The 24,503-nt window shown below is 64.7% G+C and carries 26 protein-coding genes and 1 pseudogene; 12 read left to right on the top strand and 15 right to left on the bottom strand.

Annotation, left to right across the window (positions count from 1 at the left end; translation table 11 throughout):
* Positions 1–11 precede the first annotated feature (11 nt).
* Together AC0L58_RS05485 and AC0L58_RS05490 are read right to left on the bottom strand one after the other, a co-directional pair.
* Positions 12–1,097 (bottom strand): phospholipase A, encoded by a 1,086-nt coding sequence (locus AC0L58_RS05485; protein ID WP_473687447.1) that lies wholly within the window; start codon positions 1,095–1,097, stop codon positions 12–14.
* A gap of 167 nt (positions 1,098–1,264) precedes the next feature.
* Complete coding sequence (locus AC0L58_RS05490; protein ID WP_473687450.1) at positions 1,265–1,627, bottom strand: hypothetical protein; 363 nt, start codon at positions 1,625–1,627, stop codon at positions 1,265–1,267.
* A 205-nt stretch (positions 1,628–1,832) separates the two neighbouring features.
* On the opposite strand from AC0L58_RS05490, the gene AC0L58_RS05495 reads away from it, so the two are divergent.
* Complete coding sequence (locus tag AC0L58_RS05495; RefSeq protein WP_473687452.1) at positions 1,833–3,062, top strand: winged helix-turn-helix domain-containing protein; 1,230 nt, start codon at positions 1,833–1,835, stop codon at positions 3,060–3,062.
* A gap of 3 nt (positions 3,063–3,065) precedes the next feature.
* Here the strand turns inward: AC0L58_RS05495 and AC0L58_RS05500 are convergent, their stop codons facing one another.
* On the bottom strand, positions 3,066–3,530 hold the full coding sequence (locus tag AC0L58_RS05500) for a hypothetical protein (RefSeq protein ID WP_473687454.1): 465 nt from the start codon (positions 3,528–3,530) through the stop codon (positions 3,066–3,068).
* Positions 3,531–3,995: 465 nt separating this feature from the next.
* Here AC0L58_RS05500 and AC0L58_RS05505 point away from each other — a divergent pair, with 465 nt between their 5' ends.
* The 5 genes from AC0L58_RS05505 (at position 3,996) to AC0L58_RS05525 (ending at position 7,671) form a co-directional block, all read left to right on the top strand.
* Complete coding sequence (locus AC0L58_RS05505; RefSeq protein WP_473687456.1) at positions 3,996–4,205, top strand: cold-shock protein; 210 nt, start codon at positions 3,996–3,998, stop codon at positions 4,203–4,205.
* Positions 4,206–4,289: 84 nt separating this feature from the next.
* Positions 4,290–5,210, top strand: coding sequence for an alpha/beta hydrolase family protein (locus AC0L58_RS05510; RefSeq protein ID WP_473687458.1), 921 nt, complete (start codon positions 4,290–4,292; stop codon positions 5,208–5,210).
* Positions 5,211–5,263: 53 nt separating this feature from the next.
* A complete protein-coding gene (locus tag AC0L58_RS05515) occupies positions 5,264–6,334 on the top strand; it encodes an NADH:flavin oxidoreductase/NADH oxidase (RefSeq protein WP_473687460.1) in 1,071 nt (356 codons plus the stop codon).
* Positions 6,335–6,363: 29 nt separating this feature from the next.
* Positions 6,364–7,236, top strand: coding sequence for a pirin family protein (locus AC0L58_RS05520; RefSeq protein WP_473688596.1), 873 nt, complete (start codon positions 6,364–6,366; stop codon positions 7,234–7,236).
* 132 nt (positions 7,237–7,368) lie between these two features.
* Positions 7,369–7,671, top strand: coding sequence for an Mpo1-like protein (locus AC0L58_RS05525; protein WP_473687462.1), 303 nt, complete (start codon positions 7,369–7,371; stop codon positions 7,669–7,671).
* A 17-nt stretch (positions 7,672–7,688) separates the two neighbouring features.
* On the opposite strand, the gene AC0L58_RS05530 is transcribed toward AC0L58_RS05525, so the two are convergent.
* Complete coding sequence (locus AC0L58_RS05530; RefSeq protein ID WP_473687464.1) at positions 7,689–8,078, bottom strand: cytochrome c; 390 nt, start codon at positions 8,076–8,078, stop codon at positions 7,689–7,691.
* Between the two features lie 109 nt (positions 8,079–8,187).
* Here AC0L58_RS05530 and AC0L58_RS05535 point away from each other — a divergent pair, with 109 nt between their 5' ends.
* Positions 8,188–8,982, top strand: a complete 795-nt coding sequence (locus tag AC0L58_RS05535) for a tRNA threonylcarbamoyladenosine dehydratase (RefSeq protein WP_473687466.1) — start codon at positions 8,188–8,190, stop codon at positions 8,980–8,982.
* Between the two features lie 27 nt (positions 8,983–9,009).
* On the opposite strand, the gene AC0L58_RS05540 is transcribed toward AC0L58_RS05535, so the two are convergent.
* The 4 genes and pseudogenes from AC0L58_RS05540 to gluQRS form a co-directional block, all read right to left on the bottom strand.
* On the bottom strand, positions 9,010–9,267 hold the full coding sequence (locus AC0L58_RS05540) for a phospholipase domain-containing protein (RefSeq protein ID WP_473687468.1): 258 nt from the start codon (positions 9,265–9,267) through the stop codon (positions 9,010–9,012).
* Positions 9,268–9,361: 94 nt separating this feature from the next.
* A pseudogene (locus AC0L58_RS05545) lies at positions 9,362–11,128 on the bottom strand (phosphocholine-specific phospholipase C); the annotation flags it as partial.
* 51 nt (positions 11,129–11,179) lie between these two features.
* Positions 11,180–11,920 carry an acetoacetyl-CoA reductase gene (gene phbB, locus AC0L58_RS05550; RefSeq protein ID WP_473688598.1) on the bottom strand — a complete coding sequence of 247 codons (741 nt, stop codon included), beginning with the start codon at positions 11,918–11,920 and terminating at the stop codon, positions 11,180–11,182.
* Between the two features lie 110 nt (positions 11,921–12,030).
* Positions 12,031–12,897, bottom strand: a complete 867-nt coding sequence (gluQRS, locus tag AC0L58_RS05555; RefSeq protein ID WP_473688600.1) for a tRNA glutamyl-Q(34) synthetase GluQRS — start codon at positions 12,895–12,897, stop codon at positions 12,031–12,033.
* A gap of 187 nt (positions 12,898–13,084) precedes the next feature.
* On the opposite strand from gluQRS, the gene htpG reads away from it, so the two are divergent.
* Complete coding sequence (gene htpG, locus AC0L58_RS05560; RefSeq protein WP_473687470.1) at positions 13,085–14,959, top strand: molecular chaperone HtpG; 1,875 nt, start codon at positions 13,085–13,087, stop codon at positions 14,957–14,959.
* A gap of 320 nt (positions 14,960–15,279) precedes the next feature.
* On the opposite strand, the gene AC0L58_RS05565 is transcribed toward htpG, so the two are convergent.
* The 6 genes from AC0L58_RS05565 to AC0L58_RS05590 all read right to left on the bottom strand — a co-directional run bounded on the left by AC0L58_RS05565 (position 15,280) and on the right by AC0L58_RS05590 (position 19,573).
* A complete protein-coding gene (locus AC0L58_RS05565; RefSeq protein ID WP_473687472.1) occupies positions 15,280–15,843 on the bottom strand; it encodes a hypothetical protein in 564 nt (187 codons plus the stop codon).
* A gap of 16 nt (positions 15,844–15,859) precedes the next feature.
* Positions 15,860–18,070: a zeta toxin family protein gene (locus AC0L58_RS05570; protein WP_473687474.1), complete on the bottom strand. Its 2,211-nt coding sequence runs from the start codon at positions 18,068–18,070 to the stop codon at positions 15,860–15,862.
* Entirely contained in the window at positions 18,067–18,411 is a 345-nt protein-coding gene (locus AC0L58_RS05575; RefSeq protein ID WP_473687476.1) for a hypothetical protein, read from the bottom strand. Before AC0L58_RS05575 ends, AC0L58_RS05570 begins: the two co-directional genes overlap by 4 nt.
* Before the next feature lie 170 nt (positions 18,412–18,581).
* Entirely contained in the window at positions 18,582–18,716 is a 135-nt protein-coding gene (locus AC0L58_RS05580; protein WP_473687478.1) for a zeta toxin family protein, read from the bottom strand.
* Between the two features lie 33 nt (positions 18,717–18,749).
* Complete coding sequence (locus tag AC0L58_RS05585; RefSeq protein WP_473687480.1) at positions 18,750–19,151, bottom strand: YciI family protein; 402 nt, start codon at positions 19,149–19,151, stop codon at positions 18,750–18,752.
* 29 nt (positions 19,152–19,180) lie between these two features.
* The gene (locus AC0L58_RS05590; protein ID WP_473687482.1) at positions 19,181–19,573 is read right to left on the bottom strand and encodes a MarR family winged helix-turn-helix transcriptional regulator; all 393 of its coding nucleotides are present in this window, start codon (positions 19,571–19,573) and stop codon (positions 19,181–19,183) included.
* Between the two features lie 247 nt (positions 19,574–19,820).
* Here AC0L58_RS05590 and AC0L58_RS05595 point away from each other — a divergent pair, with 247 nt between their 5' ends.
* The 3 genes from AC0L58_RS05595 to AC0L58_RS05605 all read left to right on the top strand — a co-directional run bounded on the left by AC0L58_RS05595 (position 19,821) and on the right by AC0L58_RS05605 (position 22,413).
* A complete protein-coding gene (locus tag AC0L58_RS05595) occupies positions 19,821–21,302 on the top strand; it encodes an amidohydrolase family protein (RefSeq protein WP_473687484.1) in 1,482 nt (493 codons plus the stop codon).
* 104 nt (positions 21,303–21,406) lie between these two features.
* Positions 21,407–22,102, top strand: a complete 696-nt coding sequence (locus tag AC0L58_RS05600) for a histidine phosphatase family protein (RefSeq protein ID WP_473687486.1) — start codon at positions 21,407–21,409, stop codon at positions 22,100–22,102.
* A gap of 149 nt (positions 22,103–22,251) precedes the next feature.
* Positions 22,252–22,413 (top strand): hypothetical protein, encoded by a 162-nt coding sequence (locus AC0L58_RS05605; protein WP_473687488.1) that lies wholly within the window; start codon positions 22,252–22,254, stop codon positions 22,411–22,413.
* A gap of 105 nt (positions 22,414–22,518) precedes the next feature.
* Here the strand turns inward: AC0L58_RS05605 and AC0L58_RS05610 are convergent, their stop codons facing one another.
* On the bottom strand, positions 22,519–23,208 hold the full coding sequence (locus AC0L58_RS05610) for a glutathione S-transferase family protein (RefSeq protein ID WP_473687490.1): 690 nt from the start codon (positions 23,206–23,208) through the stop codon (positions 22,519–22,521).
* A 148-nt stretch (positions 23,209–23,356) separates the two neighbouring features.
* Here AC0L58_RS05610 and AC0L58_RS05615 point away from each other — a divergent pair, with 148 nt between their 5' ends.
* A complete protein-coding gene (locus AC0L58_RS05615) occupies positions 23,357–24,472 on the top strand; it encodes a GGDEF domain-containing protein (protein WP_473687492.1) in 1,116 nt (371 codons plus the stop codon).
* Positions 24,473–24,503: the final 31 nt, after the last annotated feature.

Raw genomic sequence — 24,503 nt, forward strand, 5'->3', positions numbered from 1 at the left:
GCGGCTACCGCTCAATACCAGTCGAGCAGGGACACACCCACGCCGACATAGGTGGCGTTGTGGTTGTAGTCGATCAGGCTTTCGCCGTAGCCCTTGAACAGTTCCGCGTAGCCGCGCAGGTTGCCGGCAATCGGGAAGCTCCAACTGAGTCGGGCCGAACCGTGCTGTCTGCTACCGCCGCGAAACGAGTCGCGCAGGACCAGGCCGAGCTCCTGACCCTGCCACTCGTGCACGATTTCGATCTCGCCCCGGCCCGCGTAGTCGCTGATGTCGGGGTTGTCGTCGTTGGCCCTGGGCTCGGGTATGCGCCACCACGGCCGGAACATGACCGTCCAGCCCTCGCGCTCGAAACCGACATTGGCAATGATCCGGTTCCAGCCGCGTGACAGCGGGTTGCCGCGGCCGTTGGACTGGTGATCCACACCGATGCCCAGCAACCGGCCATCCCAGCCCAGCACGTTGTAGTGGGTATCGAAAACCAGCATCACCTCGGGCTCATAGTCGGTTTCGCGAAACGGGCGGGACTGATCGGTGTTGTAGAGCTGCCAGCGGGACGATTGCGTATAGCCCAGCCACAGGTCGCCTGCGTCGCCGAACAGGCCTTGCCAGATCTTGGTCTTGAGACTGAGCTGGAACTTCAGCTCGACATTCTGCAGATGCTCGCTCTGACCCACCGTATTGTCGGGATTGGGGCTATGTGGCCGCTCGTTCTGGTTGCTGCTGGCGAAGGCCGGAAGCACGTAGACGGGCTTGTAGCCGCGGATATTGAAGGTGCCCAGCTTGCTTTCCGGCGAGAGCTCCCAGCGACTGTCCAGCAGCGACAGCGGGGTGGCTACCTCGTTGTTGCCCGTGATCGAAGCGGCAGAGCGATCATGGCTGAAAAGGCCGGTGGCCGGCGCCGCTTCGACCTCGCGTTTCTGCGCAGCGGGAAGATTCACCCGACCGGTGACGTGGTCGTAGCAGATCAGTCGCTGCGCGTCGCTTTCGATCGCGGTGCAGCCACGAATGTCGGTGGGGTCGGGGTTCTGAGCTTGTGCGGTGGTGGCGGTCGCACACGATGCCAGTGCCGCCAAGGCGGCAACCAGGTGAAATCTCATGAGAACGTCCAGGGTATGGGGCAGCCGGCTCGCGGTGGCAGCAGGGTCGGTTTGGGCATGGCGGCGAGTTTATCGAAAAGGCGTGAACACAAGCTTCACGCCCGCCTCGCCCGCCACACCGAAAGGGCCATGCCGTGGCCGGCATGGCCCTCTCCCCACGGTACCCGTCAATGGAGCTGTTTCACCCAACGAGCGTATTCGGACTTGCTGACCTTGCCGTCCTTGTTGCTGTCGGCATTGAGAAAGTCGTTTGCCAGCGGCGGATAGGAAGCCGCCTGTTCGGCGGTAATGCCCTTGCTGCCGCCCGACAACTGGTCGAAATCGGGAGCCGGGCCGAAGGTTGGCGCCGGTGCCGGCGAGCTGTTGATGACGACCAGGCCCTGCGGTGTCTGAAACGTGGCCGAGCTGGTGTCGGGGCTGCTCGTCGCGGCCGAACTTGCCGGAGCCGGTGCGTCCTGTGCCAGCGCGCCGGCGCCGAACAGCAGGGCGCTGGCGACCAGGCCTGAGAACAAGGGAGTGCGTAGTTTCATGATGGTTACTCCATGCCAGAATGTATGTTCGAACTGCCCGGTGCCTGCAGCGGATCCACGGCCTCCTGCGCCCGGGCCGGTTGCCGAAATCATCTCTAAGCAGGCTAGCAGCCGATGTGTATAGGCCAGCTCATGATCAAGGTTGCGAATGCGTGAAGACGGGATGCCATTGAGCGGGGCTTCAGCTACACGGCCGTTTTTGCGCATGCAGCAGGCGCGTCTGTTGCAACTGGCCGCGCAAGGTCTGCTGCAGGCCCCACGGCGGCGCGCCCGGCGTGACGATGTGGTGGCAGCGGTCAAGCGCATGCAGCTGCTGCAGATCGACACTATCCACGTCGTGGCGCGCAGCCCGTACCTGGTGCTGCATGCGCGGCTCGGCGACTATCCGATGGCGTGGCTGGACGAGGCCCTCGCACAGGGACGCCTGGCCGAGTGCTGGGCGCACGAGGCGTGCTTCGTCAGCGCCAGTGAACTGGCGTGGCATCGGGCATGGTGCGGGCAGCGGGATCGTCACTGGGCGCATCGGCATGCGGCACGCATGTACCGCGAGCAGCGCGCAGGCATGGATGGTTTGCTGGAGCACGTTCGTTCGTCCGGCCCGGTGCTCGCAGCGGACTTCACCCGGTCTGGCAGCGGCGGTGAATCGGGCTGGTGGGCGTGGAAGCCGGAGAAGCGCTGGCTGGAAGCCTGGTTTGCGCTGGGCGAGCTGATGGTGCTGCGGCGTGATCGGTTCCAGCGCGTCTATGATCTGGCCGAACGCGTGCTGGCACGGCTCGATCCGCCGCCCGATCCGGCAGTGGCGGCATTGTCCGCGGCCGAGCTGCGCCAGCGCTTCATCCTCGACAGTGTGCGTGCGCTTGGCGTGACACCAGCCGCCTGGATTGCCGACTACTTCCGCTTGAAGCCCAGGGTCACCGAGCGGGAGCTGGCGCCGCTGCTGGCCACTGGCGAGTTGCTGGCCGTGTCGGTGCAGGGCTGGGATGGTCAGGGCTATGTTCACCGCGACCATGCCGACCTGCTGCAACGGGCGCAGGCGGGGCGCCTGCGCGCCACCCACACCGCGCTGTTGTCACCGTTTGATCCGCTGGTGTGGGATCGGGTCCGACTGCAGGCGATGTTCGATTTCGAATACAGGATCGAGTGCTACACACCGGCGGCACGCCGTCGCTACGGCTATTTCGTGCTGCCGATCCTGCATCGTGGTCGCCTGGTCGGACGACTGGATGCCAAGGCGCACCGTGCGCACGGCGTGTTCGAGGTCAAGTCACTCCATCTCGAGCCCGGCGTGGCGATCGAGCCGCGGCTGTTGAGCGCGCTGGCGGGAGCGATCGCCGACACGGCGCGCTGGCACGATACGCCGGAAGTCCGGTTGATCAGGACGCAACCCCCGACCCTGGCCAGGCCGCTGCGTGCCGAATTGCGCCGGCTCGCCTGAACGCTACGGCGAGCTGGCGGCGGGGGCCGGGCCGGTTGCGCATGACTTTCCGTGCAGTGCCTGGCGCAGGCTGCGTGCCAGCGAATTGCAGCGTTCGGCCAGTTGCGGACGAATATCCGGATTCCTCGAGTCGCGCAGAAGGCTGGAGCGCATGGCCTCGTAGCGATCTTGCAGTTGGTCGGGTGCGAAGATTTGTGCGGCTCGGTGGCAGGCGAGATAGCTGGAAAGATAGTCGTCGCAGGCAGGAATGCCGGTACGGTCCGACTGGTCTTCGTCGCTGGCCTTGCTGGTGCTGGTGCTGGTGCTGGTGCTGGTGCTGGTGGTCTTTGGCGCAGTTGGCGTGGGGGCGCGCGTGGAAGCGCGGGTCGAGGGGGCTTCGGGGCGAGTGGTCGGTTGGCGGGCGCAGCCTGCCAGCAGCACACCGGCGATTATGGTCGCGACCAGAGCCAAGCGGGGTGAGGTGGGCATTATCGGCTCTCCTGGAAAGGTTGGATGGCCGGCGCGATGGTGGTCGCCGGTAATGGGGTTTCTTGACTTAACTTAACAGGTTGCCAGGTAAAGAAAGTCTGAATTTCGCCCATTGTTGCGCGCGGCCGTCGACTTGTCGCGACAAGCAGTTCACTTCCAGCTGTTTTGGTGCGCTGCAGGACGCAGGTGGATAAACCGCCGGCGAGCTCGGATCGGACTCATTGAAAGGAAGTCCCGACACCACCTTTGCCCCCCTTTGATAATCGATGTGACAAATCACTTGACAAATCACCACAGTTTGAAAAATCCGTTATGCTTGGGCCGCTGCGTCTGCTCGGCTACGTGTGTGTCCACTGGGGATTTCCTGAATCCGTCCGTTGCACCCGACCTCGGCATACTCAGTAAACCGTCGGCCCGTCAGGGCCGGATTGTCTATAGAGTCTGGATTGGATCGGAGTGTGAGTCATGTCGGATCGTGAAACAGGTACAGTCAAGTGGTTCAACGACGCCAAGGGCTTCGGGTTTATCAGCCGCGAGAGTGGCCCTGACGTGTTCGTGCACTTTCGCGCGATCACGGGTTCGGGTTTCAAGAGCCTGCAGGAAGGGCAGAAAGTGAGTTTCAAGGTGGTGGACGGTCAGAAGGGCCTTCAGGCCGAAGACGTCACGCCTGAGTGATCCCGCCTGTTCCGGGATCAGCAAAGGGCCGGCATTTGCCGGCCCTTTTTTTGAGTTGTTGCAGCCACCGGTTAGGCTCGGCGCATGACTGATCCATCATCGGCTGCACCCTCCGGACCGGACCCCCTGATTGGCCGTGAAGCGCTGACCCTCGCCTTGTCCACGTCCGACGGCGCGGATTTCGAATTGCTGTGCGTGGTGCCGGACTCGTCGCGCCGCCTGTTGTACTGGTTGCCGGCGATGGGCATGCCGGCGCGGCAGTATCTGCCCTTGGCCCAGGCGCTGGCGGCGCGCGGCGTGGGTGTGGTGTTGCACGAATGGCGGGGCATCGGTTCCAGTAACCGGCGCGCCAGCCGGCATGCCGATTGGGGTTATCGCGAACTGCTGCAGCAGGATCTGGCCGCCGGCCTGGCCACCTTGCGCCAGCGCTGGCCGCAGGCCAGCTGCAGCGTGGGAGGACATAGCCTCGGTGGGCAGCTTGGTCTGCTGTTTGCGGGCCTGCACCCCGGCGAATTCGACAGTCTGGTGCTGGTAGCCAGCGGCGCACCCTACTGGCGCACCTTCCGGCATGGCTGGCTGGTCGGGTTGTGCATGTGGCTGGCACCGGTGCTGGCGAATGCGTGCGGCTATCTGCCCGGACGCCGGCTCGGGTTTGGCGGCAACGAGGCGCGCGGGGTGATCGCCGACTGGACGCGCAGTGGGCGGTCGGGGCAGTACCGCGCCAAAGGCGTGGATCGCGACCTGGAGCAGGCCCTGGGCGAGCTGCGTCTGCCGGTGCTGGCCATGCGATTGCACGACGACTGGCTGGGCCCTGCCGCGTCACTGCAGTGGCTGTTGGACAAGCTCGGTCCCGCGCCACGGACCATCGAGGTGATCACGTCGCGGGATCTGGATGGCCGGCCGGCAGACCATTTCGATTGGATGAAGTCGCCTGAACCGCTGGCCATGCGCATGGCCCATTGGCTTGCCGCGCAGGACGCGGTCGGCGCCCGCCGCGGTGCTTGATTCCCCTGCGTCGGGGCTGCATCTCGATGGACTGATCCCGCCCGGAGTTGCCGATGAACCTGTTTGATCCCTTGATCCAGCGCAGCATCACCTTGCGCAATCGTCTGCTGGTGTCGCCGATGTGCGAATACTCGGCCGTCGACGGCGTGCCGAGTGACTGGCATCTGGTGCATCTGGGCAGCCGTGCGGTGGGTGGCGCCGGCGCGGTCATTGCCGAGGCTACCGCGGTATCGGCGGTCGGTCGTATCTCGCCGCAGGACACCGGGTTGTGGAATCAGGCGCAGGTCGAGGCATGGCGGCCGATTGCCCGGTTCATCAAGGCGCAAGGCTCGGTCGCCGGCGTGCAACTGGCGCACGCCGGACGCAAGGCAAGCACGTTGCGTCCCTGGGACGGTCGTGGACCGGTGCCGGCGGGGCAGGGTGACTGGACTGTGGTGGCGCCTTCGGCGCTGCCGTTCGATGCGGGCTGGAACATGCCGCAGGCGCTTGACGAGTCGGGTATCCAGGCCGTGATTGCAGACTTCCGCGATGCCGCGCGCCGTGCGCTGGAAGCAGGCTTCGAGCTGATCGAGTTGCACGCCGCGCATGGCTATCTGCTGCACCAGTTCCTGTCGCCGTTGAGCAATCATCGCGACGATCGCTACGGCGGAAGTTTCGAAAATCGCAGCCGACTCACCTGCGAGGTCATCGCCGCGGTGCGCGAGGTGTGGCCGGATGCACTGCCGCTGTGGCTGCGCATATCGGCCACCGACTGGGCCCCGGACAACGGTCCGTCCGGCTGGGACATCGCGCAGAGCGTGCAGTTGGCGAGCATGGTCAAGCCGCTGGGCGTGGACTTGATCGACGTGTCCAGCGGCGGCCTGCTGCCTGGCGTGAAGATTCCGCTTCGGCCCGGCTATCAGGTGCCGTTCGCGGCACAGATAAGGCGGGAAGCCGACATCGCCACCGGTGCGGTGGGTCTGATCACCGAGGCAGAACAGGCTGCGGCGATCATCGCCAGGGACGAGGCCGATGCCGTGCTGATCGCCCGTGAGAGCCTGCGCGACCCTTACTTTCCACGCCGAGCCGCGGAGATTCTGGGTGCGCAGATCGACGCGCCGGTGCAATATCAACGCGCCTGGTGAACGTGCCCGGTGCCGCAATGGAGACCATGATGGAAGCCGATCCGGTTCTGATTGAAGGCAGGCTGCATGATCTCGGCGACGGTTTCACCGTGCGTCGGCTGCTACCCGTGCTGCAGGCGCGTCACGTGGGCCCGCTGGTGTTTTTTGATCACATGGGGCCTGCGACGTTTGAAGCAGGCAAGGGCATGGATGTGCGGCCACACCCGCATATCGGCCTGGCCACGGTGACCTGGTTGTTCGACGGGGCGATCCGCCATCGCGACAGTCTGGGCAGCCAGGCCGATATCCGCCCCGGTGAGGTGAACTGGATGACCGCCGGGCGCGGCATCGCGCATTCGGAGCGCACGCCGCCGGATGAGCGCCGCAACGGGCAGTTGCTGCACGGCGTCCAGATCTGGGTGGCGCTGCCGCAGGTCGATGCCGAGCTTGCGCCCGAGTTCCACCATCACGAGCGCGGAGCCTTGCCCCGGCTGCAGTGGCCGGGCGTGGAGGCCGTGCTGATCGCAGGCAGCGCGTATGGCCAGGAATCGCCGGTGAAAGTGTTCGCGCCGATGTTTCTGCTGGAGGTGAATCTGGCGGCGGGTGCTGAGCTGGCCATGCCGGCGGAACATGTGGAACGCGGGGTTTTCGTGGCCGAAGGCGCGGTCGCCTGGGGTGAGCTGGATGTGGTGTCACCCCGCATGGCCGTGCAGACCGGCCCGTCGGCTCCGGTCCTGCGCGCACGCGAAGCCAGCCGGTTGATCCTGTTCGGCGGCGCGCCGCTGGATGGCGAGCGTCACCTGTGGTGGAACTTCGTGGCCAGTTCGAAGGAGCGTATCGAGCAGGCCAAGGCCGACTGGCGCGAAGGGCGTTTCCCCAAGGTCCCCGGCGACGAAGAAGATTTCATACCGCTGCCCGACTGAGCCTGGTTGGACCAGCCGCGGTAGGGCGGGCTCTGCCCGCCGGCTCTCGCTGGTGATCCCCGAAAGCGGCGGGCCGAGCCCGCCCTACGCAAAATCGGGCAGAATCGGGTAATCCCGTTGCGGAGCACCGCCATGTCCAGCTACGCCAGTTTTGCCGAGTTCTATCCGTTCTATCTTGGCGAACACGGCAATCGCACCTGCCGCCGCATGCATTTCATCGGCAGCACGTTGGTGATCGCGGTGCTGGTACTGGCACTGTGGAGCGGCCAGCTGCGCTGGCTCTGGCTCATACCGGTGGTGGGCTACGGCTTTGCCTGGGTCGGCCACTACGTGTTCGAGAAAAATCGCCCGGCCACTTTCAAGCATCCGCTGTACAGCTTGATGGGTGATTGGGTGATGTACGGACAGATGCTGACCGGCAAGATCCGCTTCTGACCCTGCCGCGGGCTGGGTCAGCGGTACTTGTCGTGGCAGCTCTTGCAGCTTTCGCCAACCGGCTTGAGCGCCGCGGCGAGCGCGGCGCAAGTGGTCGGGGCGGCATGCACCGCCTGCTGCAATCGATCCTGCAGCTGGTGCGCGTGGTCGGTGAAGTCCTGCACCTCGGTGCCGAACACCGGGCTGATGTCGGTGGCGGTGGACTCGAGGCGGGCCAGATGGTGCTGGATTTTCGCCGCATCGCACTGCTTGGCCTTGATCGCGCTGCCCAGTTCGCCCATGTGGTACTTCAAGGTATGCATCACCGCCGAAGGCATCGGGTTGCGCTCGCTCAGCACGTTCATCACGTTGACGGTACCGATGATGCCGATCACCAGGCCGAGCAGGATCATCAGGGCAACACGCATCGGTTCGACTCCGTCTCGGGTGGGTGAACACAAAGCATAGCCTGTTGGCCTGCCGGGAATCCAAGCGGGCGCGATAAAATGCACAAATTGACTTGAATCAGGACGCGTCGTGACCCCTTCGGAAGCAACCAGCCACGCCGAGCGCTTTGCCGGCGTCGAACGCCTGTATGGAAGTGGCAGCGTGGGCACGCTGGCGCAGAAGCACGTGTGCGTGATCGGCGTTGGCGGCGTGGGTTCGTGGGCGGCCGAGGCGCTGGCGCGCAGCGGTGTGGGCCGGCTCACCCTGATCGACGCCGACGAGGTGTGTGTGTCCAATACCAATCGCCAGTTGCACGCACTCGATGGCGAATACGGCAAGTCCAAGGTAGGCGTGATGGCCGCGCGGGTGCACGCGATCAACCCGGCAATCCGGCTGGAAGGCATCGAGCGCTTCCTGACGCCGTCGACACTGGACGAGTTGCTTGATCGCGGCTATGACGTGGTACTCGATGCCTGCGACGCCTTCCGGGTGAAGCTGGAAACCATCGCCTGGTGCCGCCGACGCAAGCTGCCGATCGTCAGCGTCGGCTCGGCCGGTGGCCGCACCGATCCCACCCAGATCCGCGTGCGCGACCTGTCGCGCACCGAGCACGACGCGATGTTCAGCCTGATCCGCAAAAAGCTCCGCACCGATTTCAACTTTCCGCGCAATCCGGATCGCTATTTCGGCGTCTCGGCCGTCTATTCGCTGCAGAACGTGCAATACCCGCAACCGGACGGCAGCGTCTGCGGGACTCGCCCGCCGGGCGGCGATGCGATGAACCTGGCCTGCGGGGGTGGCCTGGGCGCGGCCACCCACGTGACAGGCACGTTTGCCTTCGCGGCGGTGGGCAAGGTGCTGGAGAAGTTGTTCGAAAGAACTTGAAGCTTTGGCGCGCGAAGTCACTTGGGGCTACATGGCAGGGTCGCTCCAGCCGTGCCGGCCCGTTTCCATCCGACCGGCGAAACGCCGCCGAAAGCCGGCGGTGCTCACAGTCAGGTCGTACCAGTCGCTACTGAGGCGCAATGAGTGACTTCGGACGACTTGCGCGCGCGAAGCAACCTCGAACGACCATTTGCCCTTCGGCGCGTACGTCTCCGAGTCGATCGACATTACCGCAGCGCGCGATGCGCTGTTGCGGATGGTCAGGCGCACTGAGTGTCGGCGCATGTCGTGCGCGAGCGTCGCCGAAACCGCGGCACCGGCTGGCGATATCACTCCGGTGAACTCGCGCAGGAATCCGTTGGGTCCTCAGGATCCACAAGTCGTAGTGTCCCGAGTCGTCGTCAGTCAACCAGGCGTCGCCGAGGCTGCGGCCCGCTTCGACTGTATAGCGTCGAGGTATGCGGTCGAGATGAAGGCGGTCATAGACATGGAAGACGGCGCCGGCGCGCCCGGTGTTTCGGAACGTCAGGGCAATAGTGCCATTTGCCACATCGACCATGTCGTCGACGGACAGCCGGTATGGCAACGCCCGCGACGGGCGTACGCCGCGTTCCTGCCAAAGTGGTTCCGGATCGCCCGGCGGTCTGGGCGCAGGTTTGCCGGTGGCGGCCTGGAGGCGTTCGGCTGACTCGCTGGCGCGTGGTACGGCGGAAGGCTTGCCAGCGTCGTTCCCGGCGAAGTCGAAAGCCGTGGTCAGGTCGCCGCAGACCGCGCGATGCCATGAACTGATGGATGGAATGACGATGCCGAATCGCTTTTCGATGAATCGGCCGATGGAGGTGTGATCGAAGATTTGCGAATTGACCCATCCGCCTCGGCTCCAGGGCGACACGACATAGAGCGGAACCCGGGGTCCCAATCCCCAAGGGCGCAGCGGGCTGCGATAGGGGTCATCAGGATGCACATAGCGTTGATCCGGGTCGTTGAAATAGAGCCCTTCCACCGGGATCGTCGACTTCCCGGCTTGGCCGCCGCCGGGCAGGAAAGACGGCGGCGCCGGTGGTGGCGCGTGATCGAAAAAGCCGTCGTTCTCGTCGAAGACGACGAACAGGGCGCTCTGTCCCCAAGTGCGCGGGTTCGCCGTCAATGCGTCGAGCACGCGCGAGGTGAACTCCGCCCCTTCGGGCGGACTCGATCCGCTGGGATGCTCGGACCAGCGTCGGGGCGGCAGAATCCAGGAAACCTGCGGCAACGTCCCCCGCCCGGCGTCTTCGGCGAAGTTTTCCAGCGACCAGTGGGTCATGCCCTCGTCATGAATCGGCGATCCCGGCGGTGCATGGCGGAAACTTTCGAATGCGAGTCCGCCGTGCATCAGACCGGACCAGTTGTCGTTCGGGTCCTGGTAGATGCGCCAGCCGATCCCGGCGGCCTGCAACACCTCCGGAATAGTCGGCCATGCGAAAGCGCTGCCCTGGTACACGTAGCCGGGAATCGGCCATGTGCCGCTGACTTCGCACCGGAGATTGTTCACTTCGGCCTGGCTGTCGTCACAGTTCTGCCCACGCCGACGTCGCTCCGGATCATGATTGGAGCCGGAAATGAACATGATCCGATTGGGGTCGGTGCCGGTAGCTAGCGAACAATGATACGCGTCGCACAGAGTGAATGCATCGGCTAGGGCGAACTGGAACGGGATGTCATCGCGCTCGTAGTGACCCATGGCAAGAGCCGTCTTGATCAAGGGCCAATGGCCATATCGTCCCTGGTTCCAGGCTGCCTGAGCATCGGCGAACGTATGCGGCGTGCTCGCCGTGCGAAGCGCGCTGGTAGTCTGCGCATCGAGATGAAACGGCGGGATGCGTCGGCTGCCGTCGCTTTGTTGCCAGATCGGCAGTCCCGATGCTAGCGGCACCGGATGGCGATCGCCAAACCCACGTACCCCCCTCAGAGTGCCGAAGTAGTGGTCGAACGAACGGTTCTCCTGCATGAGAAGAACGACGTGGCGGACGTCGCCGATGTTTCCGCTGCGCCCGGCGGCTGGCAGGGCCAATGCTCGCCGAATGCTGGGCGGTGCCACGCAGGAGGCGGCGAAAGCGGCTGACGAGACCGCCATCCCGAGAAACCTGCGGCGATCGCGATCGATCATGCCCGGCCTCCGACAGCGGCTGTGCCCACGAAGCAGAGCGCCACTGCGGGGCTACCACCCCATGTACTGTCCACCATTGATCGCCAAGTTGGCGCCGGTCATCCAGCCGGTTTCCTCGCCGGTGAGGAAGGCCACGGCATGGGCGATCTCCTCCGGCTTGCCGAGGCGACCGAGCGGGATCTGGGCGGCGATCTTCTCGCGCACGTCTTCGGGTACGGCCATCACCATGTCGGTGGCAACGTAGCCGGGCGAGACGGTGTTGACGGTGATGCCGAACTTGGCATTTTCCTGCGCCAGCGAGATGGTGAAGCCGTGCATGCCGGCCTTGGCGGCGGCGTAGTTGGCCTGGCCGTACTGGCCCTTCTGGCCGTTGATCGAGCTGATCTGCACGATGCGGCCCCACTTGCGCGCACGCATGCCTTCAATCACAGCGCGGGTGACGTTGAAGCAGGAGTTGAGGTTGGTGTTGATCACATCCGTCCACTGCTGGTAATTCATCTTGTGGAAGGTGGTGTCGCGGGTGATGCCGGCGTTGTTGACCAGGATTTCCACCGGGCCGCATTTTTCCTCAATGGCGCGCACCATCGCCGCGCAGGCTTCGGGGTCGGAAACGTCGCCACGCACGGTGCACACTTCGATGCCTTCGTTCTTCATCGCGGCACGCCATGCCTCGGTCTTCGCCTCGTCGCGATAGTTGGTGGCAACCTTGTGACCCTGTTTCGCCAGATAGCGAATGATGGCGCTGCCGATACCGCCGGTGCCGCCCGTAACCAATGCCGTACGCTGGGTCATGTCGTCGATCTCCTGTTTGCTCAAGCCGAGACTGCGGGTTCGCGCCATCCTCGCGCGCCATTGTTGAACCTGACAATGCGGGATGGGTGTGTCCGATCAGTTATAGCGGTTCAGGCGACAGAACGACCGCTGCAATGCGGCAAAAGTGCCGGTTCGAAATCGGTCAACGCATGCGCCAGCAAGCCAGCCACATCGGTGGGCATGTCCGGCAGCGGCCGACCCAGGAAGGCCAGTGCCCGACGCAAGGCAAGCGTTGGCTCGCCCGGGTCCACCGGCCACGCGCGGGCGGACTTGGACAACTTTTTCCCGTCGGCATCCAGCACCAGCGGCAGGTGGCGATAGGCGGGCGTGGGCAAGCCCAGGCAACACTGCAGAAAGATCTGCCGCGCAGTGGATTCGAGCAGATCCTGTCCGCGCACCACCTCCGTGATGCCCTGGAAGGCATCGTCCACGACGCAGGCCAGCTGATAGGAGTAGCAGCCATCCGCCCGGCGTATCACGAAATCTCCGACGACCTCACGCAGGCGCTCGCGCTGCGGCCCCAGCAGGGCGTCGTCGAATGCCACCTCGATATCCGGCACGCGCAGCCGCCAGGCGGGAACCCGGTCGGATTGATGGTCGGTGACGCATCGGCCGTCGCGGTGGATGCCGCCGCTGGTCGCCAGCTGGCTGCGGCTGCACGTGCAGGGGAACACCAGATCGGCACCGCGCAATTGCTCGAAAGCCGTGTCGTAGGCTGCCGTCCGCTGCGACTGGAACAACGCGGGCGCGTCGGCCTCCAGGCCAAATGCCGGCAGCGCCGCGAGGATGGCGGCCGCGGCACCGGCCACCTCGCGCGGCGGGTCGATATCCTCCATCCGCACCAGCCACTGGCCACCGGCGTGGCGGGCGCACAGCCAGCTGCCCACGGCGGCCACCAGCGAGCCGAAATGCAGTTGCCCGGTAGGCGAGGGAGCGAAGCGGCCGCAATAGGTCATGCGGGGCATTTTATCGGTCGAATGCTCTTGAAACCGCGGCAGGCCGCCCGAATCTTGGAGCCAGTTGTCGCGTTCCCGCGCTCAGCCGTTGCGGCTGCCCGGGAGTTGTCCGGCGCCGGTTCGCCGGTGGCTGGTCGAGGGGAACGATGACCCAAACATCACTGCACCCTATGGAGTTGATCCGCCGATGAACGCGCCCGTCGCCGAAACCCGCAAGTTCGAAGCCGAAGTTGCCCAGGTCCTGCACCTGGTCACCCACTCGCTGTACTCGCACAAGGAGATCTTCTTGCGCGAGCTGATCTCCAACGCCTCCGATGCCTGCGACAAGCTGCGCTTCGAATCGATCGCCAAGCCGGAGTTGTCGGCCGGCGACACCGAGCTGCACATCGACGTGAGCTGGGATGAGGAAGCCCGCACCATCACCGTGCATGACAACGGCATCGGCATGAACCGCGACGAGGTGGTGGCCAACATCGGCACCATCGCCAGTTCCGGCACCCGGCGCTTCCTCGAAGCGATGTCCGGCGACCAGCAGGCCGACGCGCGCCTGATCGGCCAGTTCGGCGTGGGTTTCTATTCCGCGTTCGTGGTTGCCGACAAGGTCACCGTGGTCACCCGCCGCGCCGATGCGCCGGAAGGCGAGGGTGTGAAATGGGAAAGCGACGGCAAGGGTGAGTACCTGCTGGAGCAGGTCGACGTGGCCAAGCGCGGTACCTCGGTGACCCTGCACCTGAAGGCCGACGAGGACGAGTTCCTCAAGGGCTGGCAGCTGAAGTCGCTGATCCGCAAGTATTCCGATCACGTGGCCTTCCCGATCCGCATGCCAGTGGAAAAGGACGGCAAGCCAACCGACGAGTTCGAGAGCACCAACGCCGCCTCTGCACTGTGGGCCAAGCCCAAGGGCGAGATTTCCGACGAGGACTACCAGAGCTTCTACAAGTCGCTCGGGCACGACTTCAACGATGCGCTGGCGTGGACGCACAATCGCGTCGAAGGCAGCCAGAGCTTCACTACCCTGCTGTACCTGCCGTCGCAGCCGCCGTTCGACCTGATGATGGGCGGGCGCGACGAGCGCAAGGGGCTCAAGCTCTACATCAAGCGCGTCTTCATCATGGACGCGGCCGAGGAACTGCTGCCCAACTACCTGCGCTTCGTGCGCGGCGTGGTCGACGCCGACGACCTGCCGCTCAACGTCAGCCGCGAAATCCTGCAGCACAACCGCCAGGTCGACCGCATCAAGGCTGCCTGCGTCAAGCGCGTGCTCGACCTGATCGAGAAGCTGGCCAAGGACGAGCCGGAAAAGTTCGCCACCTTCTACAAGGCCTTCGGCAACACCCTCAAGGAAGGCATCAGCGAGGATGCCAACAATCGCGAACGCATCGCCAGGTTGTTGCGCTTCGCCAGCACCAAGGGCGAAGGCACCGCGCAGAACGTGTCGCTGGACGATTACATCGGTCGCATGGCCGTTGGCCAGGACGCGATCTGGTACATCACCGCCGACAGCTACAAGGCCGCCGCCGGCAGCCCGCAACTGGAGGCGTTCAAGGCCAAGGACATCGAAGTGCTGCTGATGTCCGATCGCATCGACGAATGGATGATCGGATCCTTGAGTGAATACGAAGGCAAGAAGCTCAAGAACGTGGCCAAGGGCGAGGTGCCGCTGGACGAGGCCGACAAGAAGAAGCAGGAAGAAGCGACCAGGGAAGCCGAGCCGCTGCTGAAAAAGCTGAAGGAGTTGCTGGGCGATCGCGTGGACGATGTGAAGGTGTCAGCGCGCCTCACCGATTCGCCGTCGTGCCTCGCGCTCAGCGATTACGAAATGGCCCCGCACCTGGCCCGTCTGCTGCGCGAAGCCGGCCAGGACATGCCCGAGTCCAAGCCCACGCTGGAAATCAACCCGGCGCACGCCCTGGTCAAGCGGATCGAGAGCGAGGCGGACGATGCCAAGGCCAGGGATCTCGCCACGCTGCTGCTGGACCAGGCGGAGATTTCCGCCGGCGCACAGCTGCCGGACCCCGCAGCGTTCGTGCAGCGGATGAACCGGGTGTTGCTGGGTTCCTGAGCTTCGGCGTTTCATCCAGCGAAGAAAAGCCCGGCGAGTTCGCCGGGCCTTTCTTGCGCGGGATGCCACATCACCGGCTTGTCTGGTTCAGGCGATTTTTGCGCAACTGCGGCCTGTTCGCTCCGCAGCCAGTCCGTCCGCGCGGAAGCCGGCTCGATCACCTGCGCGTTTTCCCGTGTCGGCGAGGCGCGAGGCAGGTCATCAATTCGATCAGGCGCTGCATGAGATGGAGCTTGCTGACTGGAGCCGCGCACGACAGCAAATGGCTGGCGGCGGCCTGCGCCAACCTCACCGCATTGTGATCGGTGCAGGCGATCGCATCACTGGTCGATGCGAACCCACTTCCTGCCCGTGCGGACGCACAGCCCGCCGTCATGACATGGCGCCAGCCGGCCGTTGGCAATGGCCGCGTTGATCGACTCGATCCACGCGGCGCGGGCGATATCCCGACGGGCGCCGATGCTCATATAGACCGCCGCTGCAATCACCGCCGCGGAGGCCAGCGCACTGGCGATGAATGCTTTCCAGGCGCTTGCCTTCAGGGCTTTGCCGACGGCGCGCACGTTCGCATCCAGCGCGTCGGTAGCGGCCTGGATGTTCCGTGTGCCGCTTTGCATCGTGCGGCCGGCTTGTTCCATCGGCCTGCGCATGCCATCGGCGACCGCATCCGCGGAGGCCTGCCTGAACTGTTCGATCGCCGCGGCGGTGATGCGCTCGGATGCAGCGGCGGCGGTCGTCGCCGTTCTGGCGAGATGCTGCGCCGCCTCGTGGGCTTGCTGAATCACCTCAGCACCACGCTGCTCAAGCTGCCCGGTGAACGCCGCCAACTGCAGCGCCAGCGCGCGAAGGTCATCGGGGTGAAGCTCGTTCTTGTCTGCGTTCAAGGTTCCATCCTCGTCGTTATCTCACCGGCCCCTGCGGCGCCTGGGGCTGTTGTTGCGCATGCAGCGTCGCTTGCTGCTGCGCCATCGCCTGCTGCTGGTTCAGTTGGTGTCCCTCCGCCAGCCACGCTTGCCCCCGATCCGATTGCAGATAGGCCTGACCCACGGTGCGCATCGTGTCGACATCCTTGTTCTGGGCGGCAGTGCACAGGGCATCGAACATCTCGCGATCGGAGCTGTGCCGGGTGACCGGTTCGGCCGCCTTGCGCGCCGTGTCGGCCTGCGCAGGCGCGGCGATCGATCCGGCATCGGACTGTCGTCGCCGGGCATCGTCCAGTTCATCTTTCAGGTTGCCTTCCGCGGTCCGCTCGCCGTACCAATGCGATGTCGTCCACTGCCCGTTGGCGTCGCGTGTGTAATCGTTGCCGTCGGGGCCCTGCTGATGATCCGGTGACTGCTTCAGACGATGAGTCACGGACTCCGGCGGCGGCCCGAAGCGATCCCAGCCGAACTGCGCGTAGGCCGCCTGGTAGCGAGCCGCGATGGCGTGCGGCGTCTGCGTGGCGTTATGCGCCAGCACCGCCTCGGCGGCGCGGTCGAGCTCGGCGGTGCGTTGCGGGCTGGCAGGCTCGATGTGCTGGTTGAGCATGCCGTGTTCCAGCACGCCGGTAACGACCGTGCGCGACCACGCATGCGTCTGCGCATCCCGCACCCACGGGCTGTCGCGAATGCTCGGCGCATCATGACTGCTGGCGGGCAACGCATACGGATCCTGCGGCAAGGGTGCATGCGCCAGCGCCATGTCCACGGCCACGCTTGAGGCCTGGTAGTTGAGCCGGTCGGCCAGCGCGGGATCGGCGGTGACAGTCTGGCTTCGATGGGCGAAGGGCCGCAGCTGATAGTCGCCGGGATCGACGTCGGCGTGCGTGGATTCGATCGTCCGCGTCCAACCCTTCGCCGGTTGCTGCGGGTCCATGTGCCAGGTGTGGCCGTCCTTGTCCTCCTGCGAATAGATGCGATAGTTGTCCACCGCCGTGACGATCTTGTCTCCGGCCACCGCGCCCGCGATGCCGCCCGCGGTGGTGGTGATCAGCGCACCGGGCCCGGTTTCCCAACCGCCCGCCGCGCCGAGTTCGGCACCGAGCGCGGCGCCGCCGAACATCCCCAGGGTTCTACCGCCGAAGTGGAGCACTTCGGATTGCGCGCCGACGCGATTGCCCTGGTCGAGCAACTGATCGCTGCGCCGCAGGGCGCTGATACCCTCGTAGACAACAGTCGCTTCGCCAGCCATGACAGCGCCCTTGATCATCATGGGACGTACGCGCAACACAGAGTCGAGATGGCTCGCCTGCGCTGCATCATGCTGCACGCTTTCCACGATGTTCAATGCGCTGCGTTCCACCAGCAGACTCTGTGCGGTGTCTGGCGCAACCCTGGCATTGTCGGCGACCGTCCCGGGCAGGGTTTCGTGCCAGTGCAGTTGCTCACGCCAACCCCGGCTGAGATCGCGCGTGACCCCGGGATCCCTCAACCGCGCCTCACGAGCTTCTTCCAGCGCCGGTCCGGGCAGTCGCACATCGTGGCGACTGTCGTACAGTTCCTTGCCTTCGCGATCGAAGATGCGGATCGGCGCGTCCGTCCTGGCACGGATCGTGTCCAGGCTGGCGGGTACCTTGGAGTAGATCGCTTCGCGCGCTTCTGCCGGGACGTAGCGGCCGTAACCCCGAGCGTCCAAACTTCCCGAGAAGCGCGCATCAACGCCAAGTTCGCTCTCCAGCTTGTGTGCTGCCACCACACGCACTTCGACCTCGTAACCGTTCGCCTGCAGTTCCTTGATCAGGTCCGACGTCCACTGCCCGTTGCTCAGCGTGCTGTCGAAGATGAAGTTCTTCTTCTGGGCGACGGCGGCATCACGCAGTTCGTCGGCCCATTGACCGGCATCGGCTTGGGTGCGCCCCGACCATGTGTAAGGGTTGGTGGATTGGAATTTCTCGATATCCGGGTGGAAATCACGCAACGCATCGGGGTCGATGACGATAGCGTCTCTTTCCAGCTCATTCCACGCGGCACGAACCAAGCCACCTTTCCCAGCGCCGGGTTGACCTCCCAAGAGGATGGCCTTCGGATGCACATGAGTAGCCCTTAGCATCAATCTGCTATCGGGAACGATCTCCTCGGCAAAGATGTGCGTATGTGTTGCCGGATCGAGGTCGTCCAAGGACCCACTCATCGGAAGGCCTCCTCGTGAGACTCTAGGTAGGCCCAAAGGTCATTCAGTCCTCCCATATCCAGTCGGGCAGATCCCATGGCGGACCTTTTTTCTTTGGCCCTGGCGATCGCCTGCGCATCGCCGGCAGCTTCGGCGGCCTTGATTTCCGCGCGCGCCTCGGACATGAAAGCTCCAAGCTCCCCTTCGAGCACCCAGATGGCCTGCTCGAACAGGCCGATTCCGTGTCTTGGGTTCGCCACAAATCGGTTGAGGGATTGCTGCAATCTGTCGATGTGCTCCGGATAGTCCTTGAGCATCTCGCGCAGCTGTTGCGGCACCGGCGGAGGAGGGAGAGTTGGCATGGAGGCATTCCTTGGCTCGATGGATCAGGACAATCCTAGTACAGGTCGATACCGACGTCGGGTTGGAAATCGCATGCCGCGATACGGACGCTTGCGCATGGGTTTGGCCAGTCCGGTATACCCAGCTCTTGGTCGCCAGCAATGCGCTCGGGATGACGGCCCGCGAAACTTCAACGAAGCAAGTAGCCGTGGCGAACGCCGAGTTCGCTCTCCAGCTTGTGCGCGGCGACCACACGCACTTCGACCTCGTAACCCTTCGCCTGCAGCTCCTTGATCAGGTCCGATGTCCACTGCCCGTGGCTCAATACACGAGAAGGGAAGATGCGTCCCCAATGCGCTCAATCCCGCGGCAGCTCGCGCACCTCGATCGTGCCGCCGGCATCGATTACCGGATGCCCTTCAAGAAGTTTGCATGCGTCCTCGATGGAGTGGGCGCTGATCCGGATGTAGCCGGTGAGGTGGGACGTCGTGTCGGATGTGACACCGGAACGCGACACGCTCAGCCCGCCGCCGATGGCGCTGCCACCGCTGAAATGGCCGGTGCGGCGGAGCCGGTCGAGATAAGGTGCCCACGCGCCCGATGGCGCGCTCGATCCCTGCGGCAATCGGTGGGTCAGGAAGAGGTAGTCGTTCATGCGAAGGTCTTGCGTGGACTGGAGTAGTGGCCTGTGGCCAGCCGCCATCGCAGGCGTCTGGTCGTGGTCGTCGCGTATGAAGAAATGCCGGACATTGCAGCGCATGGGTGCCGCCCGGGCGGCAAAAGCCCGGATCAGTCGTGGTGATCGGCTTCATGCCGTCGACCGATTTCCACCAGCGCGGCGAGCGCCCTGCGGGCGATGTCCACGTTTCTCGCACCGACGCGTGCAATCAGTTCGGCGTCGATTTCCTTTCGGGCCTCAGTTTGCGCGACCGCTGCGGCGCGGCCGCGGTCGGTCAACGTGATGGTCAGCTTGCGCCGATCCTGTTCGTCCATCGCGCGTCGCAGATAGCCACGCGTCACCAGGGTATCGACGAGTTGGCCCGCGACCTGCTTGGAGACCCGCAGATCCCTGACCAGGTTTCCCAGCGGCACATTGCCTTCGTGAAACGCCATGCCACCAATTAGGTAAAGACCATTTTTCGGGATGTCGTCGTAACCGGCCTCGGCCAGCGCGCGACGCATGGCTGCGCCATAGGTGGTTCGCGCGTGGCGGAGCAGGGCGGGCGTGGTGACTTGTGCGTACCAGGGGTTTTCGCGAGGCATGGTGATTTTAGTCCGTTGAATTGATAGTCAATATACAATACTAAATGGATTTGCCAAGCCATGCAGGATCAAACTGCAGCCCGAGTCGCCCGATCCCTGTCAGACGTGTGAAACTGCCGATGGCCGTGGACAGGGGTTCACGCCGATCATGTCCGGGGGAGTCGTCATGCAAGACTTGTCGAGTGGCTGTGGTGCGCGGGGAGCGCTGCTTGTCGCGATGATCTGTGCCGGCATGGGCGCGAGCCTGCCGACGCCCGCGCGTGCGGCGATGCCGGTATTGTCGACACAGGTTCAGGCCTACGTGGTGCACGCGCAGCCACTGCTGGCCATCACCCATGTCCGCGTGATCGACGGTCATGGCACGAAGGCGAAGGAAAACCAGACCGTGCTGCTGCGCGACGGGCGTATCGCGGCGCTGGGACGCCACGTGAAGCTGCCTGCAGGAGTGACCCAGATCGACGGGCGTGGGCAGACACTGATCCCCGGCCTGGTCGGCATGCACGACCACATGTTCTACCCCGCGCCGAAGGTGAATCCGGCTGCAAAGGAGGCAATCTATCCGGAGCAGGCCTCGAGCTTCCCCAAGCTGTATCTGGCCGGCGGGGTCACCACGATCCGCACCACCGGCAGCACCGAGCCGTATACCGATCTGGAGCTGAAAAAAGCGATCGATGCCGGCCAGATTGCCGGGCCGAAAATGCACACTACCGGGCCGTATCTTGAAGGCAAGGGCAGCTTCACGCCGCAGATGCACGAGCTGGTCGATACGGATGATGCGCGCAACACGGTGAATTACTGGATCGACGAGGGCGCCACGTCGTTCAAGGCCTACATGCACATCACCCGCGCCGAACTGGCGGCGGCGATCGCGGCGGCGCATGCCCGAAGCGTCAAGGTGACAGGTCACCTGTGCTCGATCGGCTTCACCGAAGCGGCGGACCTGGGTATCGACGATCTCGAGCACGGGCTGTTGGTGGACACCGAGTTCACGGCAGGCAAGCAGCCCGATGTGTGTCCCGACACCAAGGCGGCGATTGCGCATCTGGCGACGATGAGCGTCGATGGCCCGGAAATCAGAGCGCTTGTCAGGCATCTGGTGGCGAAGCACGTCGCGGTGACGTCCACGCTGCCGGTGTTCGAGACCTTCGTGCCCGGCCGGGCGCCGCAGGATGCGCGGGTGCTCGCTGCGATGCTGCCGCAGACCCGTGCCGAGTATCTGAAAACGCGTGAGCGCGTGGCGGCGATGAAGGGCTCGCCGTGGCCGCAGGCATTCCAGTTGGAGATGGTTTTCGAGCGCGCCTTCGTGAAGGCGGGCGGTACGCTGCTGGCCGGTCTCGATCCAACCGGCTATGGCGGGGTGATCGCCGGTTATGGCGACCAGCGCGAAGTCGAGCTGCTGGTGGAAGCGGGCTTCACGCCGGTGCAGGCGATCCGGATTGCGACGTTTAACGGTGCTCGCTTCATGGGCGTGGACAAGGAGATCGGTTCGATCGACAGGGGCAAGGCTGCCGACCTGGTGCTGGTCAAGGGCAACCCGGCGAAGAACATCAGCGACATCGAGAACGTGGTGCTCGTGTTCAAGGACGGGGTGGCCTACGACCCCGCGAAACTGATCAAGGCAGCGAACGGAACCGTGGGCTTGCGTTGACCGCCCGTGCACGGCCGTGTGCCGGGAGTGCGGTCTCGAGCCTGCGAAGCGATCGTGCTTTCCACATGCCACTGCCCACAGGGCAATCTTCAAGAGGACTCGTCGTGAAAAGACTGCTGCCACTGCTGTGCTGCCTGTTGCTGATCGCACCGCTGCGGGCTTTCGAGGTGGCGACACCCGCAGCACGCACCATCGTGCTGGTGCGACACGGTTACTACCTGCCTGACGCGCATGCCGACAAGAGGCTGGGGCCGCATCTGGCGCCGATTGGCGTGGCGCAGGCGCATCTGGCGGGGGCGCGCTTGGCCGGCTTTCCGACCCGCTTCGACAACATGTATGTGAGCCCGGTGCAGCGTGCACGCGACACGGCGGCGGTCATCGTGGGCGACTTTCCGGGGCGGCATTTCGAGGTGGTGGATGATCTGGCCGAATGCACGCCGCCGACCTGGCGTACCAAGGTCATTGCGGGCGAAAAGCCGGCGGAACTGGCAGCCTGCAAGGCGCAGTTCGACCGGCTGTTCGCGCGCTACTTCAAGCCTGCCAGCGGTCATGACGAAACCGACCTGATGGTCTGCCACGGCAACGTGATCCGCAACGTGGTGGTTCGTGCCTTGGGCGTGGATCCGCAGGCGTGGCTGGAGATGTCGGTGGGCAACGCCAGCATCACCCGCATCCGGGTCGAGGCGGACGGCAAGTTCAAGGTGATTTCCGTGGGTGATGTCGGGCACATTCCGCCGAATCTGCGCACCGGCGCCACCGGCGATCCCGAACGCAGCCTGGCGATTCCGGCTACGCCATAGTTCACCGCCCCAGGCGACGGTGCCTGGTTCGCCATTTGTGCGCACCGGTCGGTTGCTGTATTCATGTCATGACAGCTTTCGCGGAGAAGCAGCCCATGGGTACGACTGGCCACCTCGCAAGCCACGGTGACGTCTCGTCTGCAGACAGCATGGATATCGAAGAACGACGTGCGGCGGATCGTGCGCTTCGCGAGAAGAATCGGTACTGGAACGAGAAGCCGGCCACGCGGTTCGTGGTCTACTTCTGCGTGTTCGTGATTTCCGAGGTGCTGGTCGGGATCACCTTGCACTGGATTTTCCACATCATTTGATGCGCTGTGCGCCATGCCGGTTGCCGCCCACGAGTGCGCGCAAGGCGGCAGGGCGCGTCGGCGGCCGGGGCCGGATCCATTGGTGAGTTCCAGGATGGCAGTTGATCAATCGCGATCGGGCGCCCCAAGCGGGAACAGGTTGCGGTAGGGACGTGCCCCCTCCACGGCTCGGGCGAACGACGGTCGCGCCAGCAGACGTTGGCGATACGCGATCACCCGGCTGAATGCCGGATCGATCCGGTGCGTCCAGTCGGCATAGAACAGGAACGGCGCCGCAGCGCAGTCGGCCAGGCTGAACTGCCCGGCTGCCGCCCAGGTGCGGCCGTCCAGCCATTGGTCGAGCCATGCATAGGCCTTGTCGAGCATGGCGCGCGCCTGTCCGACGCCGTACGAGTCACGCTGGTCCTCCGGTCGCAGGCTGTCGAACACGATCTGCTGTTGCGGTGTGGAGATGTAATTGTCGAAAAAGCGGTCCAGCGTGCGCACTTCGAGCGCGGCACGGGCATCGACGGGCAGCAGCGGCGTCGGGCCCGGATACGTCATGCCGAGATACTCGATGATGATGCTGGCCTCGACCACGGTGCGGCCGGCATCGACCAGCACCGGCATGCGCTTGAGCGGCCACAACGAGGCCCATTCGTGCATCACTTGCGGATGTTCGGGCGACAGCAGGCGCCACTGGAACCGCGTGTGATTCTCGTACAGCACCACCAGCACCTTCTGGCAGTAGGAGGAAAACGGGTGGGCGTACAGGAGTGGCTCGGCGGCCGGTGTGGGGCGTGGTCTGCTTGGCATGGTGATCCTCGGCGGTTGGCGATGCGGGCGCTGACGGGTGCGGTCGGCTCCATTCTGCGACGAACCGGCCGTGTCGAAATCGACATGGGCGCCCGGGGAAGGTCAGGCCCCGTTGACGGCACGGCCTCTGTGGAGTCCACTGACCTCGATGACGCAGACCAGCACCAACGGGGAGCAGGCTGGCGCCGACATCGGGCGGTGGGATGAGCGCGGCGCGTCGGCACGGCGCACGATGCTCACCGAGATCCTGGCCCAGGTGTCGATGGAGGCCTTGCAGGGCGACACGCTGGAGTCGATGCTTCAGCGCATCGTCGATTGCGTGGCGCAGCGTCTGCCGGTGGCCATTGCCAGCATCATCCTGCTCAATGACCGCTGCACCCATTTCGTGCAGGAGGTCTGGTCGGGCACGCTCGACCTCGAGCTCCCTGCCGATCTGCCCTGGCCGGTGGAGCTTGGCGCCGCAGGTCGTTGCGTACAGTCCAGGACCGCGGTGCTGATCGAGGATGTCGCCGTCGACCCTGATTACATCCCCGGCAATCGTGCAGTGAAGGCCGAATACCTGGTGCCGATCCTGCATCAGGCGAGGTTGCACGGGGTACTGAATCTGGAGAGCACGGCAAGGGATTTCTTCACGTGCGAGGTGTGCGCCACCTTTGATGCGATCGCGCTGCAGATAGCCGGCGCGGTGCATCTGGCGCGCGTGGTGGCCGAACTTGAGTTGGCCAACCGCAAGCTGGAGCGGCTGTCGATGAGTGACGGCCTTACCGGTATAGCCAACCGCCGCTGCTTCGACCGGCAATTGGAGCAACTTTGGCAGCGCGGCGAGAGCGAGGGTCGGCCGCTGGCCCTGCTGCTGGCGGACGTGGACTGCTTCAAGGCGCTCAATGACGCGTGCGGGCACGTGCTGGGTGACGACTGTCTGCGTACGTTGGCCGGCCTGTGTGCCGAGGTGGGTGATGCGGCGGGGGCGCTGGTGGCGCGGTACGGTGGCGAGGAATTCGTGTTGCTGCTGCCCGGTGCGGAGCTGACCGATGCGCAGCGTCTCGCCGAACAGTTGTGTGCCCGCGTTCAGGCGCTGTCGATCGAGCACGCGGCGTCTCTGGTTGCCCCGCATGTCACCATCAGTATCGGTGTCAGCGCGGTGACTCCAAACAGGAAGTGCTCGTCGCGGTCGCTGGTTTTGGCGGCCGATCGTGCGCTGTATGCGGCCAAGGCCGCTGGACGCAATCGCGTGGTGGTACAGGTCTGCGAGGTATCGGAATAGCTTTGCATCCTCCGTCGGAGGCGTTGCGGGT

The organism is Rhodanobacter sp. G2-10, assembly GCF_055809185.1.

Excerpts from the sequence above, each read along its gene's own strand:
- AC0L58_RS05605 (WP_473687488.1), top strand. The coding sequence starts at position 22,252 with ATGGATATCGAAGAACGACGTGCGGCGGATCGTGCGCTTCGCGAGAAG.
- htpG (WP_473687470.1), top strand. The coding sequence starts at position 13,085 with ATGAACGCGCCCGTCGCCGAAACCCGCAAGTTCGAAGCCGAAGTTGCC.
- AC0L58_RS05610 (WP_473687490.1), bottom strand. The coding sequence starts at position 23,208 with ATGCCAAGCAGACCACGCCCCACACCGGCCGCCGAGCCACTCCTGTAC.
- AC0L58_RS05505 (WP_473687456.1), top strand. The coding sequence starts at position 3,996 with ATGTCGGATCGTGAAACAGGTACAGTCAAGTGGTTCAACGACGCCAAG.
- AC0L58_RS05485 (WP_473687447.1), bottom strand. The coding sequence starts at position 1,097 with ATGAGATTTCACCTGGTTGCCGCCTTGGCGGCACTGGCATCGTGTGCG.
- AC0L58_RS05530 (WP_473687464.1), bottom strand. The coding sequence starts at position 8,078 with ATGCGTGTTGCCCTGATGATCCTGCTCGGCCTGGTGATCGGCATCATC.
- AC0L58_RS05595 (WP_473687484.1), top strand. The coding sequence starts at position 19,821 with ATGCAAGACTTGTCGAGTGGCTGTGGTGCGCGGGGAGCGCTGCTTGTC.
- gluQRS (WP_473688600.1), bottom strand. The coding sequence starts at position 12,897 with ATGACCTATTGCGGCCGCTTCGCTCCCTCGCCTACCGGGCAACTGCAT.
- AC0L58_RS05590 (WP_473687482.1), bottom strand. The coding sequence starts at position 19,573 with ATGCGTCGCGCGCTGGCCGAGGCCGGTTACGACGACATCCCGAAAAAT.
- AC0L58_RS05525 (WP_473687462.1), top strand. The coding sequence starts at position 7,369 with ATGTCCAGCTACGCCAGTTTTGCCGAGTTCTATCCGTTCTATCTTGGC.
- AC0L58_RS05515 (WP_473687460.1), top strand. The coding sequence starts at position 5,264 with ATGAACCTGTTTGATCCCTTGATCCAGCGCAGCATCACCTTGCGCAAT.
- phbB (WP_473688598.1), bottom strand. The coding sequence starts at position 11,920 with ATGACCCAGCGTACGGCATTGGTTACGGGCGGCACCGGCGGTATCGGC.
- AC0L58_RS05575 (WP_473687476.1), bottom strand. The coding sequence starts at position 18,411 with ATGCCAACTCTCCCTCCTCCGCCGGTGCCGCAACAGCTGCGCGAGATG.
- AC0L58_RS05520 (WP_473688596.1), top strand. The coding sequence starts at position 6,364 with ATGGAAGCCGATCCGGTTCTGATTGAAGGCAGGCTGCATGATCTCGGC.
- AC0L58_RS05585 (WP_473687480.1), bottom strand. The coding sequence starts at position 19,151 with ATGCGCTGCAATGTCCGGCATTTCTTCATACGCGACGACCACGACCAG.
- AC0L58_RS05570 (WP_473687474.1), bottom strand. The coding sequence starts at position 18,070 with ATGAGTGGGTCCTTGGACGACCTCGATCCGGCAACACATACGCACATC.
- AC0L58_RS05510 (WP_473687458.1), top strand. The coding sequence starts at position 4,290 with ATGACTGATCCATCATCGGCTGCACCCTCCGGACCGGACCCCCTGATT.
- AC0L58_RS05500 (WP_473687454.1), bottom strand. The coding sequence starts at position 3,530 with ATGCCCACCTCACCCCGCTTGGCTCTGGTCGCGACCATAATCGCCGGT.
- AC0L58_RS05495 (WP_473687452.1), top strand. The coding sequence starts at position 1,833 with ATGCAGCAGGCGCGTCTGTTGCAACTGGCCGCGCAAGGTCTGCTGCAG.
- AC0L58_RS05615 (WP_473687492.1), top strand. The coding sequence starts at position 23,357 with ATGACGCAGACCAGCACCAACGGGGAGCAGGCTGGCGCCGACATCGGG.
- AC0L58_RS05490 (WP_473687450.1), bottom strand. The coding sequence starts at position 1,627 with ATGAAACTACGCACTCCCTTGTTCTCAGGCCTGGTCGCCAGCGCCCTG.
- AC0L58_RS05540 (WP_473687468.1), bottom strand. The coding sequence starts at position 9,267 with ATGCGCCGACACTCAGTGCGCCTGACCATCCGCAACAGCGCATCGCGC.